This is a genomic window from Azospirillum sp. (assembly GCF_050789165.1).
Genome location: NZ_JBOZRT010000054.1, coordinates 91,801 through 106,917 on the forward strand (window position 1 = coordinate 91,801; position 15,117 = coordinate 106,917).

A 15,117-nucleotide genomic window follows, 5' to 3' on the forward strand; every position below is an offset into this window, starting at 1 on the left:
TTCTTTTGAAATGTGCCCGGGTGGATTGGCGGAATGCTGTGCACGCGGCGCGTTGCGGGCCGTTGCGGCGCGAATTATTCGTGCAGGAATGATACCGAAGGCGCCTGACGGCTTCCATCAAGCCCCTTTGGTTCGAACCCGGCGGCACATTGCGCAGCACTGTGCGTGAGGGCCATACGGCCGCCCGGCGGGATCGCCGCTCCCCGCGTTGACGCAACGGCGGCGGCAGCCCGCCTTACAGGAAGCTGTACGGATCCACGTCCACCTGCACGCGCACCGCGGGCGGCACCTCGACCTGCTCCAGCCAGCCGGCGATGAGCGACTGAATGGGCGTGCCACGCGGCGCCTTCAGCAGCAGGCGGCGGCGGTGGCGGCCGCGCAGCAGGGCCAGCGGCGCCGGCGCCGGCCCCAGCACCGCCACGGTGTCGGAGCGCGGCGCGGCGCGGCCCAGCGCCATGGCGACGCGGTCGACCAGCGCGGCGTCCTCGCCCGAGACGATCAGCGCCGCCAGCCGGCCGAACGGCGGCATCGCCGCCTCCAGCCGCATCTCCGCCTCCAGCTGGTAGAAGCCGTCGCGGTCGCCGGCGGCCAGCGCCTGCATCACCAGGTGCTCGGGCATGTAGGTCTGCAGGTAGACGGTGCCCGGCCGCTCGCCGCGCCCGGCGCGGCCGGCCACCTGGTGCAGCAGTTGATAGGTGCGCTCGCCCGCCCGCAGGTCGCCGCCGGCCAGACCGAGGTCGGCGTCCACCACGCCGACCAGCGTCAGCATGGGGAAGTGGTGCCCCTTCGCCATCACCTGGGTGCCGATGACGATGTCCAGCTCGTGGTCGGCGATCTTGCGGATCATCTCCTGGATCGCCTTCGGGCCGAACAGCGTGTCCGACGCCATGATGGCGGCGCGGGCGTCGGGGAACAGCTCGGCCACCTCCTCGGCGATGCGCTCGACGCCGGGGCCGCAGGCCGCCAGGGTGCCGTGCTCGCCGCAGTTCGGGCAGGCCTCGGGCAGCGGCTGCGCCAGCCCGCAGTGGTGGCATTGCAGCTTGCGGGCGAGCCGGTGCTCGACCAGCCACGCGGTGCAGTTCGGGCATTGCAGCCGGTGGCCGCAGGCGCGGCACAGCGTCAGCGGCGCGTAGCCGCGGCGGTTCAGGAACAGCATGGCCTGCTCCCCCTCCGCCAGCGTCTCGGTCAGCGCCTTCTTCAGGCTGGGCGCCAGCCAGTGCCGCGGCGGCGGCCGGTCGGCGCGCAGGTCGATCAGCTTGACGTCCGGCAGCATGGCGCCGCCGTGCCGGCCCGGCAGGTGGACGCGGATGTAGCGGCGGCTGTCCGCGTTGACCTGCGTCTCCAGCGCCGGCGTGGCGGAGACCAGCACGATGGGGATCTGCCCCAGGTGCGCCCGCGCCACCGCCATGTCGCGGGCGTGGTAGATGGCGCCCTCCTCCTGCTTGTAGGCGGCGTCGTGCTCCTCATCGACGATGATCAGGCCGAGGTCCCTGTAGGGCAGGAACAGCGCCGAGCGGGCGCCGACCACCACCGGGATCTCGCCTTTCGCCACCGCCCGCCACGTGTCGCGCCGGGCCGCCCCGGTGAGGTCGGAGTGCCACTCGGCCGGCGGCGCGCCGAAGCGCTTGGCGAAGCGGTCGAGCCACTGCGCCGACAGCGCGATCTCCGGCAGCAGCACCAGCACCTGCCGGCCCTGCTCCAGGCAGGCGGCGATCGCCTCGTAATAGACCTCGGTCTTGCCGGAGCCGGTGACGCCGTCCAGCAGCACGGTGGCGTAGGCGCGAGCCTCCACCTTCTGCCGCAGGAAGTCGGCCGACGCCTGCTGGTCGGGCGACAGCGTCGGCCCGGGCCGGTCCCATTCCGGGTGCGGCGACGCCGACGCGGGCTGGAGCAGCACCGGCTCCAGCATCCCGGCCTCGGCCAAGCCGCGCACCACGGTGACGCCGCAGCCGGCCTCGTCCGCCAGTTCCGATGCCGTGCGCGGCGGCCCGTCGTCGAGCAGGGCCAGCACGCGCTTCCTCGCCTCGGTCAGCTTGAAGCCGGGCGGCGGTTCCGCCGTGCTGCGATGGTAGGCGATGGTGGGCTTCGGCGGGTCCAGCGCGGCCGGCACGCTGACCGCCATCTTCAGCACCATGCCGGGCATGGTCATGGTGTAGGCGGCGACCCAGTCGATGAAGCGGCGCTCCACCTCCGGCATCGGCGGCACGTCGAAGCGGCGCACCACCGCCTTCAGCCGGCCGGACTCCACCGTCCCGCCGCCCGGCCCCCAGACCACGCCGATCACCCGGCGTGGCCCCAGCGGCACCTCCACATAGTCGCCGGGCTGCAGGTCGAGCCCCGGCGGCACGCGGTAGTCGTACGCCTCCCGCAGCGGCAGGGGCAGCAGCACGCTGACCCGCACGTCGGGCCCCCTTTCCTGATGGAGGGGAACATGGCCGAGGAGGTCGGCGGGGGCGGAACTGGCGTGCGAAGCGCGCATACGTTAGACTGCCTCTCGGACGATGCGCCCGGTGCCGCTGTTGTGGTAGGGGGTGCGCACGCGGGCAGCCCCGCCACACCGACTCACGTATGGACCCGTCATCATGAAGTTCTTCGTCGACACCGCCGACATCGTCGAGATCCGCGATCTGGCCGATTCCGGCCTGCTGGACGGTGTTACCACCAACCCCTCCCTGGTCGCCAAGACCGGCCGCAAGTTCCTCGATCTGGTGGCCGAGATCTGCGAGGTGGTCAACGGCCCGGTGAGCGCCGAGGTGGCCTCCACCGATTTCGACACCATGCTGCTCGAGGCGCACAAGATCGCCAAGATCTCCCACCGCGTCGCCGTGAAGGTGCCCCTGACCCCGGCCGGGCTCAAGGTCTGCAAGATCCTGTCGTCGGAAGGCACGATGGTCAACGTCACGCTGTGCTTCTCGCCGGCGCAGGCGATCCTCGCCGCCAAGGCCGGCGCCAGCTTCGTGTCGCCGTTCGTCGGCCGCCTCGACGACATCGGCCAGGACGGCATGGGGATCATCCAGGACATCTGCGAGATCTACCGCAACTACGACTATTTCAAGACCGAGGTGCTGGTCGCCTCGATCCGCAACCCGGTGCACATCGTGAAGGCGGCGCGCCTGGGCGCGCACGTCGTCACGGCGCCGCCGTCGGTGCTGAAGCAGCTCTTCGCCCACCCGCTGACCGACAAGGGCCTCGCGACCTTCGTCGAGGACTGGAAGAAGACCGGCCAGAGCATCCTGTAAGCATCGGAGACCCTGCATGGCCCGCGATCCGGGACCCTCGCCCAGGGTGGCGCCGACCCTCACCGCCGAGGACGTCTGCGCCTACCTGCGCGAGCACCCGGACTTCCTGGTCCAGCATCCCGAGCTGGTCGGCCACCTCACCCCGCCGACGCACGACCGCGGCCGGGGGGTGGTCGACCTGCAGGCCTTCATGGTGGAGCGGCTGCGCGGCGACGTCCGCGCGCTGAAGGACCAGCAGCGCGAGCTGATCACCACCACCCGCGCCAACCTGAACAGCCAGAACCGCATCCACGCGGCGGTGCTGTTCCTGCTGGACGCGCAGAACTTCGAACAGCTGATCCAGACCATCGCCACCGACCTGGCGGTGCTGCTCGACCTCGACGTCGCCGGGCTGGTCGTCGAATCGAACGGGCTGGACATCCCGCACGTCCACCGCACCGGCGTGCGCGTGGTCGAGCCGGGAATGATCGACCAGTGGCTGGGCACGCGCGACGTGGTGCTGGCCTCCGACACCCCCGGCGACCCGGAGCTGTTCGGCCCCGGCGCCGGCCTCGTGCGCTCGCAGGCGCTGATCCGCCTGCAGATCTCCAGCGAGACGCCGGAAGGCCTGCTGGCCTTCGGCTCGCGCGACCCGGACATGTTCCACCCCGGCCAGGGCACCGAGCTGGTCGGCTTCCTCGCCCGCGTGGTCGAGCGCTGCATCCGGTCGTGGCTGGATCTGCCGGCATGAGCGGGCCGGCATGAGCCAACCCGATCCCGTCCTCGGCTTCTCCGCCCAGGCGGACGTGCAGGACGCACTGGCCCACTGGCACCGCTGGCTGGTGAGCGAAAAGAACGTTTCCCCGCACACGCTGTCCGCCTACGTCGGCGACGTGGCGGAGTTCCTCAAGTTCCTCACCGGCTACCACGGCCGGCCGCCGTCGATGAACGACCTGGGCGGGCTGAAGGCCACCGACTTCCGCGCCTGGCTGGCGGCGCGCGCCGGCGACGGGCTGACCGCCGCCAGCCGCGCTCGCGCCCTGGCCGCGGTGCGCAACCTGTTCCGCTGGCTCGACCGCTCCGGCCGGCTGCACAACGCCGCTATCGGCACGCTGAGCACCCCCAAGGCCAAGCGCCCGGTGCCGCGCCCGCTGACCGAACGCGACGCCGCCGCCCTGCTCGGCACCGCGGGCGACGAACCGGACGCGCCGTGGATCGGCCGGCGCGACCGCGCGCTGTTCACCCTGCTGTACGGCTGCGGCCTGCGCATCTCCGAGGCGCTCGACCTGCCACGCAAGGAGGCGCCGTTGGGCGACACGCTGCGCGTGCTCGGCAAGGGCCGCAAGGAGCGCATGGTCCCCGTCCTGCCGGCGGTCAACGAGGCGGTGCGCGCCTACCTCGACGCCTGTCCGTTCGACCCCGGCCCGGAGGGCCCGCTGTTCCTCGGCGCCCGCGGCAAGCGGCTGCAGTCGGCCATCGCGCAACGCCAGATGCAGCACCTGCGCCGCCTGATGGGCCTGCCGGAGACGGCGACGCCGCACGCGCTGCGCCACAGCTTCGCCACCCACCTGCTGGCCGGCGGCGGCGACCTGCGCGCCATCCAGGACCTGCTGGGCCACGCCTCGCTGTCCACCACCCAGCGCTACACCGACGTCGAGGCCGAGCAGCTGCTCGCCGTCTACAACGGCGCCCATCCCCGCGCGCGCAAACGCGACTGAAAAGACCGTACACAAACGAGCGTGAGCTTTCGCCCTCCGGCGCAACCAAGGGTCTGCAGATGTCCCTTGGTGGCCGTGCCGCGACCGTCTAGTCTTGCCTCCCGACGAAGCTGCGAAGAACTGCTCCCGCCGCATGCACACCAAGCCCCGCATCGCCGTCGTCGCCTTCGCGCTCATGGTGGCGCTGCTGGGCGGCCTGCTGTGGGCCGGCGAGGCGTGGATCGACCACCGGGACTCCGTGGGCGACGCCGAGCGCACCGCCCAGGACGTGACGGCGCTGCTGGAGGAGCACGCCAAGCGTACGGTCGAGGCGAGCAACATCATCCTCATCCACATCATCGACCAGATCCGCGAGCACGGCTACGAGGAGGTCGTGACCTCCGAGCGGATGTGGATCGACATCAAGGAGATGGCGGACCACCTGCCGCAGGTCGGCTGGATCTTCATGACCGACGCCGCGGGGCGGTTCGTCCTGTCGTCCCTGCAGCGCCCGGTGCCCGAGGGCAGCGTCGCCGACCGCGCCTACTTCAGCGCCCACCGCGACAGCGGGGCGGCCGTGGTGGTCGGCCCGGCGGTGCTGAACCCGGTGACCGAGCGCGTCGTCTTCACCGTCAGCCGGCGGCTGACCGCGCCCGGCGGCGGCTTCGCCGGGGTGGTGCTGGCGGCCATCGACTCCGGCTACTTCAGCGACCTGTACCGCTCGCTGAACCTCGGCAACGGCCCGACGAAGGCGGAGCTGGCCATCCTGCGCGACGACGGCGCGCTGCTGGTGCGCCACCCCATGGGCCCGGCGGACATCGGCGCCAGCCTGCACGACAGCCCGCTGTTCCGCACCCACCTGCCGCGGGCCGCCTCGGGCGTGTTTGTCGAGGACGGCCCGGACGGCGAGCAGCGCCACGTCGCCTACCGCCGCGTCGCCGGTCTGCCGCTGGTGGTGACCGCCGCGGTGGCGCACGGCGACGCGCTGAGCGAGTGGCGCGAGCGCGTGCTGTGGACCAGCGCGCTGTTCGCCGCGGCGCTGCTGTCTGTGGGCGGCTTCGTGGCGTTGGCGCTGGGCGCCATCAACCGCGAGGAGACGGCGCGCCTCGCGCTGATCCAGGCCAACAACAGCCTGGAGCAGCGCGTCGCCGAACGCACCGCCGAGCTGACCGCCGCCAAGGAGGACGCAGAGCGCGAGAGCCAGGCCAAGTCGCACTTCCTGGCCAACGTCAGCCACGAGCTGCGCACGCCGCTGAACGCCGTCATCGGCTTCTCCGACCTGCTGGCGAGCGGCCACCCCGGCCCGCTGACCGACAAGCAGCGCCAGTACCTCGACACCATCCACGCGTCCGGCAGCCACCTGCTGAGCATCATCAACGACATCCTCGACCTGTCGAAGATCAGCGCGGAGCGGTTCGAGCTGCACGAGCAGGAGGTGAACGTCGCGCTGCTCGCCGCCGCCTGCCTGGACATCGCCCGCGGCCGCGCCATGGGCCGTTCCCTCCGGCTGGAGACGGCGGTGCCGCCCGACCTGCCTCTGCTGTGGGGCGACGAGCTGCGGTTGAAGCAGATCCTCATCAACCTGCTGTCCAACGCCATCAAATACACCCCCGACCCCGGCACGGTGACTGTGCGTGCCGAGTTGGGCCACGGCGGTGGCATGGTGATCTCGGTCGCCGACACCGGCATCGGCATGAGTGCGGAGGAGATCCCGCGGGCGCTCAGCATGTTCGGCCAGATCGAGACCGGCCTCGCCCGCACGCACGAGGGCACCGGGATCGGCCTGCCCATCGCCAAGGCACTGACCGAGCTGCACGACGGCCACCTGCTGGTCGACAGCGCGCCCAACGTCGGCACCACCGTGTCCCTGCACTTCCCGCCGGCGCGCGTGGTGATGGCGGGGCAGATGACGGAGTAGGCAGGTTTGCCCCCTCCCCGACCCTCCCCCGCTGCGCGGTGGAGGGGGCCTTGGCGCAGCGTCGGCAGTGCCCTCCACCGCGCAGCGGGGGAGGGTTAGGGAGGGGGCAAAAGCGACGTCAATCCCCCCGCCGCCGCTCCTGTCCCAGCAGCCCCTGCGGGCGCAGCACCAGGAACAGCGCCAGCAGGCCGAAGGCGACGATGTCCTTGTACTCGATGGCGAAATAGGCGGACCAGAAGGTCTCGACCATGCCCAGCAGCGCACCGCCCAGCATGGCGCCCGGCACCGAGCCGATGCCGCCGATCACCGCTGCGGCCAGCGCCTTGAAGCCGACCAGATAGCCGGTGAAGAAGTTGATGCCGCCGTAGTACAGCGCGATCACGTAGCCCGCCGCCGCCGCGTACGCGCCGCCGATGGCGAAGGTGGTCGCCACCGTGCGGTTGACGTCCAGCCCCATCAGCGCCGCCGCGCCCACGTCGTCGGCGCAGGCGCGGTGCGCGCGGCCGAACGCGGTGCGCTTCATCACCCAGGCGAGCAGCGCGTACAGCCCCGCCGTCAGCGCCAGCACGATCACCTGCGAGGTCAGCGCGGTCAGCGTGAAGCCGCCGGCGCTCGCCAGGTCGTGGCGGGTGGCGAACACCGGCTGCGGCCACCAGTCGCGGGCGCCGTGCAGCAGCCGCACCGCCTCCTGGTAGGCGATGGCGAGGCCGACCGCGGCGATCAGCGGCGTGTGCGTGCGCATGCCGCGGAACGGCCGGAACACCAGCCGGTCCATGGTCCAGCCCTGCACCGCGGTGAACCCCATCACCGCCAGCAGCACCGCCAGCAGCGCCGGCGCCGCCCCCTGCGCGCCCAGCATGACCAGCCCGGCGCTCGCCACCGCGGTGGTCATGGCGCCGATCATGGTCAGCTCGCCCATCGCCAGGTTGATCTGGCCGAGGATGCCGTAGACCAGCGTGTAGCCGATGGCGAGCAGCCCGTACACGCACGCCACCGTCACCGCGTTGATCACCTGCTGCAGAAAGAACAGCACCGGCGTCCACGGCGAGGGCGGGGGTGCCGCGGCGCGCTCCGGCGCGTCGGGCAGCTCCCAGCGGTTGCCGAGGCCGGCCCAGATGCGCAGCATGACCATCTGCAGTTCGGTCAGGTCGCCGCGGTCGGTGGCGACGTGCTCCACCTCGTCGCGGCCGGCGTCGAAATGGCGGCCGGCGAAGCGGCAGGCGATCCGGTGCTCCTGCCCGTCCGCCGCGTAGCGCACGGTCAGCGTCCGTCCGTCGGCGGCGTAGGCCTCGTCGAGGACGCGGACGCGCTCGGGGTTCGGCTCGAACGCCGGGATCAGGCGGCGGCACAGCGCCGACTGCTGCGCATCGACGCCGCAGGCGCCCAGCAGCGCCGCGGCGAGCGTCAGCAGCAGCAGGCGGCGGAGCAGGGAACGCTCCCCTACTGCTTGGCGTGCGCCGGGCCGCGGCCGGCGCCGATCAGCTCGCCGGGGGTCAGGGCGCCGTCGCCGTCGCCGTCGAGCTGGCGGAAGCGGGTCTCCAGGTGCTGGCGCGACTCGGGCGCCGACGCCGTGCCCTCGCCGCGCGACCCGGCCAGGAACTCGTCCAGCGAGATCTTGCCGTCGCCGTTGGTGTCGAGCGCCTTGAACATCGGCGTCACACGCCCGGCGGGCGCCGCCGACTGGGCCGACGCCGGCGGGACCAGCGCGAGCATGGCGGCCAGCGCCGCGGCCACAGGGATAAAAGTCTTCGTCGCCATTCCCGCCATCCGTTCTGCACAAAGGACGGGCATCATCCGGCGCAAGCGCGGCCGGGGGCAAGCGTTTTCACGACGAAAGGTAGCGCGCCTCGACGAAGTACAGGCCGTCCGGCGGGGCGGTCGGTCCGGCGCGGCTGCGGTCGCGCGCCTCCAGCGCGGCGCGCACGTCGGCGGCGGTCCACTTGCCGATGCCGACCAGCTCCAGCGTGCCGACCATGTTGCGCACCTGGTGGTGCAGGAAGGAGCGCGCGGCGGCGTACACCCGCACCTCCTCGCCCTCGCGCACCACGTCCAGCCGGTCCAGCGTCTTCAGCGGCGACTTCGCCTGACACAGCGCGGCGCGGAAGCTGGTGAAATCGTGCTGGCCGACCAGCACCTGGGCGGCCGCGTGCATCGCCTCGGCGTCGAGCGGCCGCTGCACGTGCCACACCCGCCCGATGTCGAGCGCCGGCGGCGCCCGCCGGTTGAGGATGCGGTAGACGTAGGAGCGCCCGATGGAGGTCAGGCGGGCGTGGAAGTCCTCCCCCGCCGCCTGCACGGCCAGCACCGCCACCGGCCAGGGGCGCAGGTGGAAGTTCAGCCCGTCGCGGATCTTGTCGCCGGCGAACGGCTTGTCCAGGTCGAAGTGCACGACCTGCCCCAGCGCGTGCACGCCCGCGTCCGTGCGCCCCGACGCGTGCACGCGCACGGTCTCGCCAGAGAGCTTGAGGACCGCCTCCTCCAGCGCCTGCTGCACCGACGGGCCGTTGTCCTGCCGCTGCCAGCCGGAGAACGGGCGGCCGTCGTACTCGATGGTCAGCTTCCAGCGCGCCATGTCAGGGAGTCGTCACGGCGCCCGCGATCGAAACCGAGGTTTCGAGCACCGTGCCGGGCGGCAACGCGAAGCCGCGCAGGAACGCCGCGCCATCGACCGGCGCCTTGCCGGGCCGCTGCACCAGCGTCAGGCGCACCGCGCCCTCGTTGCAGGCGATGGTCAGCCGGTCGTCCATGATGGTGCCCGGCGCGGCGGCTGGGCCGGTCGGCGCCAGCTCGGCCTTCAGCACCTTGATGCGCTCACCCCCCTGGGACGCCGGCGCGTCGAACCAGCAGCCGGGCCATGGCGTCAGGGCCCGCACCTGCCGCTCGACATAGGCGGCGTCCTTCGACCAGTCGAGCCGGCCGTCCTCGCGCGTCAGCTTGGCGGCGTAGGTGACGCCGTCCTCCGGCTGCGGTTCGGCGGCCAGGCGGCCGGCGGCGAGCCCGCCCAGCGCCTCGACGATCAGCCGCGCGCCGAGGTCGGCGAGCGCGTCGTGCAGGCTGGACGCGGTCGTCTCGCCGGTGATCGGCACCGCGCCCATGAGCAGCATGGCGCCGGTGTCCAGCCCGGCGTCCATCTGCATGATGGTGATGCCGGTCTCCGCGTCGCCGGCCAGGATGGCGCGCTGGATCGGCGCGGCGCCGCGCCAGCGCGGCAGCAGCGAGCCGTGCACGTTCAGGCAGCCCAGCCGCGGCGCGTCGAGCACCGGCTGCGGCAGGATCAGGCCGTAGGCGGCGACCACCGCGGCGTCGGCCCCGAGGGCGGCGAACTCCGCCTGCGCCTCGGCGTTGCGCAGCGACTTCGGCGTGCGCACCGGGATGCCGCACTCGTCGGCGAAGCGGTGGACGGGGGATTTCTGCACCTGCTGCCCGCGCCCGGCCGGGCGGGGCGGCTGGCTGTAGACGCAGACGACGTCCTGCCCCGCGTCGAGGAGCGCACGGAGGCTGGGCACGGCGAAGTCCGGCGTGCCCATGAAGACGAGGCGGAGCGGCGTCATCGAGCGGTCAGGCCGTGGCGCCCTGGCGCTGCTGCTTCTGCAGCTTGCGCAGGATCATGTTGCGTTTGAGCATCGACAGGTGATCGACGAACAGCACGCCGTTGAGATGGTCGATCTCGTGCTGGATGCAGGTGGCCAGCATGCCGTCGGCGTCCAGCTCGCGGATCTCGTTCTGCTGGTCGAGGTAGCGGACGCGCACCGCCTTGGGACGGGTCACCTCGGCGTAGTGCTCGGGCACCGACAGGCAGCCCTCCTCGCACGGCACCAGCTCGTCCGACGCCCAGACGATCTCCGGGTTGGCCATGCGGATCGGGTTGGCGGGCTCGTCCTTCTCGTGCACGTCCACGACGATGACGCGCTCCAGCACGCCGATCTGGGGCGCGGCCAGCCCGATGCCCTGGGCGTCGTACATGGTCTCCACCATGTCGTCCATCAGCCGCGCGATGCGCGCATCGACCTTGGCGACGGGCTTCGCGGTCTGCTTGAGGACGGGGTGCGGGGCGACGAGGATCGGCAGGAGGGCCATGGGTGCTCGGGCGTTCGGGGGACGGGTTATAAAGTTGCAAAATATGGATGGTGGGCCGGGAGGTCAAGGAAGGCGGCTGCGCCTACACCAAGTCGTCGAGGTCCACCGCAAGCACGTCCGCCAGAGCCTTGACCGTATCGACCGACGGCTTGCGCGCGCCGGTCTCCAGCTGGGAGAGGAATGGCTTGGCGATCCCGGCACGGGCGGCGAGCTGCTCCTGCGTCAGGCCGCGGTGCTCGCGGTAGACGCGGATCGGGTTCTCTCCATCGATCAGCCGGTTCGCCACGGCAGCCGGCAGGAATTCCGGGGGCGATGCCTTCGCGCGATCGTAGGCGCGGATATCCTCCAGGTCATCCAGCGCGTCCCGAAGCCGCTGGAACTCATCCTCCGGCACCAGCACGTAGCGCGTGCCGTCGCGTTCGATCCGATCAAGCGTCATTCGTAGACACCTCCCCGTGGAGCAACCCTCTCGACGGCGAGGATGCGCAGCCCATCGTCGAGATCGTAGATCACGCGCCAATCCCCAACCCGCAACCGGAAGCCCGGACGCCCGACCAGTGCCTTCACGTTGTTGTTGGGCGCATGTGGATCGGCCGCCACCCCTTCAACCTTGCCGCGGATCGTCGTCGCGACGTTGCGCGGCATGCGCCGAAGGGTGCGCGCCGCTTCGCGGCTGTAGTGGATGGCATACACACCGCCCATGTTAGCCAATAGCTAACAAGCGGACAAGCACCCTACTCCGCCGCCACCGGCCCCACCCGCAGTTCCGGCGCCTGCAGCTGCCGCGGCGCGTGGTCGAGCGGTTCCAGCAGCGGCAGCTCCACGCCCTCCGGCGCCGCGTGCAGGTCGCGGAAGCGGCGGGCGCTGACCAGCACGCGGGATTCCAGGCTGCCGACCGCGCCGTTGTAGCTGTCCACCGCCTTCTCCAGCTGGCCGCCCAGCCGCTCCATGTGGCCGCCCAGGTCGCACAGGCGCTTGTACAGCTCGGCGCCCAGCGCGCTGATGTCGCGGGCGTTGTCGGCCAGCCGTTCCTGCCGCCAGCCGTAGGCCACCGCCCGCAGCAGCGCGATCAGCGTCGTCGGGGTGGACAGGATGACGCCGTGGTCCATGCCCGCCTCGATCAGCGCCGGGTCGTGCTCCAGCGCCGCGGAGAAGAAGTTCTCGCCGGGCAGGAACAGCACGACGAACTCCGGCGTCGCGTCGAACTGGTCCCAGTAGGCCTTGCCGCCCAACTGCTTCATGTGCTCGCGCACGTGGCGGGCGTGGCGCAGCAGGGCGTCGCGCCGCGCGCCGTCGTCCGCCGCCTGAACCCCGTCCAGGTACGCCTCCAGCGGCGTCTTGGCGTCCACCACGATGGTCTTGCCGCCGGGCAGCCGCACCACGAGGTCGGGGCGCAGCCGGCCGCCCTCGGCGCTCACGCTCGCCTGCTCGAAGAAGTCGCAGTGGTCGAGCATGCCGGCCATCTCGACCACGCGCCGCAGTTGGATCTCGCCCCAGCGGCCGCGCGCCACCGGCGTGCGCAGGGCGCGCACCAGGTTGCCGGTCTCCGCGCGCAGCTGGTTCTGGGTGTCGAGCAGCGAGAGCACCTGCTGCCGCAGCCCCTCGTAGGCGCCGGCGCGGGCGGTCTCCATGTCGCGGATCTGGCGGTCCATGGTCTCCAGCGTGGCGCGCACCGGGGCGACGATGCCGTCGATGGCCTGCTGGCGCTTCTCCAGGTCGCCCTTCGCCTGCTCCTGGAAGCCGGCCAGGGTCTCGCGGGCGAGGGCGAGGAAGCTCTGGTTGTTCTGCCGCAGCGCCTCCGACGACAGCGCCTGGAAGGCGTCGGACAGCTGGGCCTGCGCGCTTTCCAGCAGCGCCAGCTTGTCGCGCGCCGCGACGCGTTCCTTGTCGAGCGTGGTGACCAGTTCGGCCTGCTTCTCGCGCGACGCCGCCAGCTCCGCCTGGAGGTGGGCGACCTGCCGGTCGCGCTCGGCCACGCCCTCGCGCAACTCGCGCTCGATCCGGCCGCGCAGGTCGATGTGGGCGATCAGCGCGCCGCGCTCGGCCGCGGCGCGGGTGGCGGCGCGCGCCGCCGCGGCCCACAGCCACACCGCCGCTCCGGCGGCGCCGAGCAGCCCGCCGATGGCCAGCGAGATCCCGTCGAACGCGAACTGCATGCCCCACCCTTCCCGTGCCAGCCGATCCACCCTAACCAAACCGCGGCCGGATGAGAACAGGCAATGAACGGATGCGACGCTATGCCGGCTTGCCGGCCGGCGCGGAATGCGCCATATCCGACGCATGTCGGAGGAGTCCCCCAGCCAAGGACCACGCGTCCGCGCCGTGCCGCCCGGTGACGACCGGGAGCGGCTGCTGTGCCCGGACTGCGGCTACGTGGCCTACCAGAATCCGCTGATCGTGGTGGGGTCAGTGGTCACCTGGCCGGGGGACGGGGAAGACCGCATCCTGCTGTGCCGGCGCGCCATCGAGCCGCGTAAGGGCTACTGGACGCTGCCCGCCGGCTTCATGGAGGAGCACGAGACCACCCAGGCCGGCGCCATGCGCGAGGCGTGGGAGGAGGCGCGGGCGCGGATCGCGATCGACGCGCTGCTCGCCGTCTACGACATCCCGCGCATCAGCCAGGTGCAGCTGATCTTCCGCGCCCGCCTGACCGCGCCCGAGTTTTCCGCCGGCCCGGAGAGCCTGGATGTGGCGCTGTTCCGCTGGGACGAGATCCCCTGGGGCGAGCTGGCCTTCCCCACCGTGCACTGGGCCCTGCGCGAGCATCATGCCCGAATCGGGCAGACGGCCTTCGCCCCGGCGGTGAACCCGACGCCGGACGCGCTGGCGCGGTGGGAGACGATGCTGTAGGGGGCAAAGAGCCCTCACTCCGCCGGGAACTTCGCCACCAGATCCTTCGTCTTGCCGCCGCGCTTCACCGTCACCGGCAGCCAGGTGCCCGGCCCGGTCTTCTGCACCGCGCCGGTCAGGTCGCCGGCGACGCGCACCGGCTTGCCGGCGGCGGCGGTGACGATGTCGCCGCGCTTCAGGCCAGTGGCCTCGGCGACGCTGCCCGGCAGCACGTCGGCGATCTTCACCCCGGCCTTGTCCGGCTCCAGCATGACGCCGAAGCGCGGCTTGGGCGTGCCGGAGGGCTCGCCGCCGCTGTCGATGCCGAACACCGCGTCGGCGATCTTGCCGTCCAGGTCCTTGCACGGCCGGTCGGCGTCCCAGGGCAGCAGCACCAGCGAATCGGGAATGCCGAGGTCGGCCAGTTGGTGCGGGATGCCGAAGCGGTTCTGCACGTGGCCGGCGCCGACGATGGTCACCACGGTGCGCCCGGTCTTCCGGTGGGTCTCGGCGATGCGCTCGGCCATGGCGCGGTCCCACACCGACTGCGCCTCGATGAAGTTCCGGAAGCGCTCGGAGTCGCGGTCGACCGCCTGCTCCTCCGGCCCGTGCTGCCCCAGCACCTTGGCGAGGAAATCGCGGTACTCGGCCGTGGGCGGCGCGGCGGTGCCGACTCCCTCGCGCTCCGCCTCGGGGATCGAGGCCCAGCCGCCCTTGCTGGTGCGGCGGACGAGGTCCTGCTCGACGTTGAGCGCCACCAGCGGCAGGCGGTTCATGCGGGCGAAGTGCAGGATCGGCAGGTAGAGCTGCGGGTCGAAGCCCCACACCGTGCGCCAGTCCACCTCGCGCAGGAAGTCCGCCTCGCTCAAGCCGCCGTCCACCCAGCGGTCGAGCACGGCCTGCTTGGAGCGCGGGATCATCTCCATCGCCACCGCCAGCCTGGCGTTCAACCCGTAGAGCTGGCTGAGCGTCTGCAGCTGCCAGCGGTGCTGCTCGGCGCTGTCGTGCCGCTCGCCCAGCAGCACGGCCGGCGCCTTGGCCGCCCGCTCCAGCAGCGCCTCACGCGGCATCGCCTTGCCGGCGGCGTCGGCCCAGCTGCCCGGCGGCACGCACTTCGCCGCTTCGACGGGCGCGGGCGCGGCCTCAGCCGGCGGCGCCGGGGTGGGCGCCGAGTGGGACTCGGAGACGACGCAGGCGCCCAGCAGCGACAGGGGCAGCAGCAACAGGGGCAGCAGGGCATACGGGCGACGCGGCACGGGGATTGTCCTCAGGCGGAAAGGGCTTTTGTCTAGGTTGGGCTGGCCCCCGCCACGTTCAATCGGTCGAACGGCGGGCAACCGGAAGGGCATGGCGCGCCCCGGCGATCCGCGCTATCGTG

General features: G+C 72.1%; 15 protein-coding genes. 5 read left to right on the top strand and 10 right to left on the bottom strand.

Going from position 1 to position 15,117, the window contains the following annotated elements; all coding sequences use genetic code 11:
- Positions 1–235 precede the first annotated feature (235 nt).
- Positions 236–2,479 (bottom strand): primosomal protein N', encoded by a 2,244-nt coding sequence (locus ACRWK7_RS13185; RefSeq protein ID WP_431856698.1) that lies wholly within the window; start codon positions 2,477–2,479, stop codon positions 236–238.
- Between the two features lie 103 nt (positions 2,480–2,582).
- Here ACRWK7_RS13185 and fsa point away from each other — a divergent pair, with 103 nt between their 5' ends.
- From fsa to ACRWK7_RS13205, 4 genes are all read left to right on the top strand, one after another.
- Positions 2,583–3,239 (top strand): fructose-6-phosphate aldolase, encoded by a 657-nt coding sequence (gene fsa, locus ACRWK7_RS13190; RefSeq protein ID WP_431856699.1) that lies wholly within the window; start codon positions 2,583–2,585, stop codon positions 3,237–3,239.
- Between the two features lie 16 nt (positions 3,240–3,255).
- Positions 3,256–3,969: a DUF484 family protein gene (locus ACRWK7_RS13195; protein WP_431856700.1), complete on the top strand. Its 714-nt coding sequence runs from the start codon at positions 3,256–3,258 to the stop codon at positions 3,967–3,969.
- A gap of 10 nt (positions 3,970–3,979) precedes the next feature.
- Entirely contained in the window at positions 3,980–4,936 is a 957-nt protein-coding gene (locus tag ACRWK7_RS13200) for a tyrosine recombinase XerC (protein ID WP_431856701.1), read from the top strand.
- A gap of 133 nt (positions 4,937–5,069) precedes the next feature.
- The gene (locus ACRWK7_RS13205; protein ID WP_431856702.1) at positions 5,070–6,833 is read left to right on the top strand and encodes a sensor histidine kinase; all 1,764 of its coding nucleotides are present in this window, start codon (positions 5,070–5,072) and stop codon (positions 6,831–6,833) included.
- 118 nt (positions 6,834–6,951) lie between these two features.
- Here the strand turns inward: ACRWK7_RS13205 and ACRWK7_RS13210 are convergent, their stop codons facing one another.
- The 8 genes from ACRWK7_RS13210 to rmuC form a co-directional block, all read right to left on the bottom strand.
- Complete coding sequence (locus ACRWK7_RS13210; RefSeq protein WP_431856703.1) at positions 6,952–8,091, bottom strand: branched-chain amino acid ABC transporter permease; 1,140 nt, start codon at positions 8,089–8,091, stop codon at positions 6,952–6,954.
- 182 nt (positions 8,092–8,273) lie between these two features.
- On the bottom strand, positions 8,274–8,591 hold the full coding sequence (locus ACRWK7_RS13215) for an EF-hand domain-containing protein (protein WP_431856704.1): 318 nt from the start codon (positions 8,589–8,591) through the stop codon (positions 8,274–8,276).
- A gap of 67 nt (positions 8,592–8,658) precedes the next feature.
- Positions 8,659–9,405, bottom strand: a complete 747-nt coding sequence (gene truA / locus ACRWK7_RS13220) for a tRNA pseudouridine(38-40) synthase TruA (RefSeq protein ID WP_431856705.1) — start codon at positions 9,403–9,405, stop codon at positions 8,659–8,661.
- A 1-nt stretch (position 9,406) separates the two neighbouring features.
- Positions 9,407–10,384 (bottom strand): methionyl-tRNA formyltransferase, encoded by a 978-nt coding sequence (fmt, locus tag ACRWK7_RS13225; RefSeq protein WP_431856706.1) that lies wholly within the window; start codon positions 10,382–10,384, stop codon positions 9,407–9,409.
- A 7-nt stretch (positions 10,385–10,391) separates the two neighbouring features.
- Positions 10,392–10,910 carry a peptide deformylase gene (def, locus tag ACRWK7_RS13230; protein ID WP_431856707.1) on the bottom strand — a complete coding sequence of 173 codons (519 nt, stop codon included), beginning with the start codon at positions 10,908–10,910 and terminating at the stop codon, positions 10,392–10,394.
- Between the two features lie 82 nt (positions 10,911–10,992).
- Positions 10,993–11,349 (bottom strand): helix-turn-helix domain-containing protein, encoded by a 357-nt coding sequence (locus tag ACRWK7_RS13235; RefSeq protein ID WP_431856709.1) that lies wholly within the window; start codon positions 11,347–11,349, stop codon positions 10,993–10,995.
- Entirely contained in the window at positions 11,346–11,612 is a 267-nt protein-coding gene (locus ACRWK7_RS13240) for a type II toxin-antitoxin system RelE family toxin (RefSeq protein ID WP_431856710.1), read from the bottom strand. Before ACRWK7_RS13240 ends, ACRWK7_RS13235 begins: the two co-directional genes overlap by 4 nt.
- A 32-nt stretch (positions 11,613–11,644) precedes the next feature.
- Positions 11,645–13,066, bottom strand: a complete 1,422-nt coding sequence (gene rmuC / locus ACRWK7_RS13245) for a DNA recombination protein RmuC (protein WP_431856711.1) — start codon at positions 13,064–13,066, stop codon at positions 11,645–11,647.
- 124 nt (positions 13,067–13,190) lie between these two features.
- Here rmuC and ACRWK7_RS13250 point away from each other — a divergent pair, with 124 nt between their 5' ends.
- Complete coding sequence (locus ACRWK7_RS13250; protein WP_431856713.1) at positions 13,191–13,760, top strand: NUDIX domain-containing protein; 570 nt, start codon at positions 13,191–13,193, stop codon at positions 13,758–13,760.
- A gap of 14 nt (positions 13,761–13,774) precedes the next feature.
- On the opposite strand, the gene ACRWK7_RS13255 is transcribed toward ACRWK7_RS13250, so the two are convergent.
- Positions 13,775–14,995, bottom strand: coding sequence for a ChaN family lipoprotein (locus ACRWK7_RS13255; protein ID WP_431856714.1), 1,221 nt, complete (start codon positions 14,993–14,995; stop codon positions 13,775–13,777).
- Between the last annotated feature and the right edge of the window lie 122 nt (positions 14,996–15,117).

Excerpts from the sequence above, each read along its gene's own strand:
- fmt (WP_431856706.1), bottom strand. The coding sequence starts at position 10,384 with ATGACGCCGCTCCGCCTCGTCTTCATGGGCACGCCGGACTTCGCCGTG.
- def (WP_431856707.1), bottom strand. The coding sequence starts at position 10,910 with ATGGCCCTCCTGCCGATCCTCGTCGCCCCGCACCCCGTCCTCAAGCAG.
- rmuC (WP_431856711.1), bottom strand. The coding sequence starts at position 13,066 with ATGCAGTTCGCGTTCGACGGGATCTCGCTGGCCATCGGCGGGCTGCTC.
- ACRWK7_RS13195 (WP_431856700.1), top strand. The coding sequence starts at position 3,256 with ATGGCCCGCGATCCGGGACCCTCGCCCAGGGTGGCGCCGACCCTCACC.
- ACRWK7_RS13185 (WP_431856698.1), bottom strand. The coding sequence starts at position 2,479 with ATGCGCGCTTCGCACGCCAGTTCCGCCCCCGCCGACCTCCTCGGCCAT.
- ACRWK7_RS13240 (WP_431856710.1), bottom strand. The coding sequence starts at position 11,612 with ATGGGCGGTGTGTATGCCATCCACTACAGCCGCGAAGCGGCGCGCACC.
- fsa (WP_431856699.1), top strand. The coding sequence starts at position 2,583 with ATGAAGTTCTTCGTCGACACCGCCGACATCGTCGAGATCCGCGATCTG.
- ACRWK7_RS13215 (WP_431856704.1), bottom strand. The coding sequence starts at position 8,591 with ATGGCGACGAAGACTTTTATCCCTGTGGCCGCGGCGCTGGCCGCCATG.
- ACRWK7_RS13250 (WP_431856713.1), top strand. The coding sequence starts at position 13,191 with ATGTCGGAGGAGTCCCCCAGCCAAGGACCACGCGTCCGCGCCGTGCCG.
- ACRWK7_RS13235 (WP_431856709.1), bottom strand. The coding sequence starts at position 11,349 with ATGACGCTTGATCGGATCGAACGCGACGGCACGCGCTACGTGCTGGTG.
- truA (WP_431856705.1), bottom strand. The coding sequence starts at position 9,405 with ATGGCGCGCTGGAAGCTGACCATCGAGTACGACGGCCGCCCGTTCTCC.
- ACRWK7_RS13200 (WP_431856701.1), top strand. The coding sequence starts at position 3,980 with ATGAGCCAACCCGATCCCGTCCTCGGCTTCTCCGCCCAGGCGGACGTG.
- ACRWK7_RS13205 (WP_431856702.1), top strand. The coding sequence starts at position 5,070 with ATGCACACCAAGCCCCGCATCGCCGTCGTCGCCTTCGCGCTCATGGTG.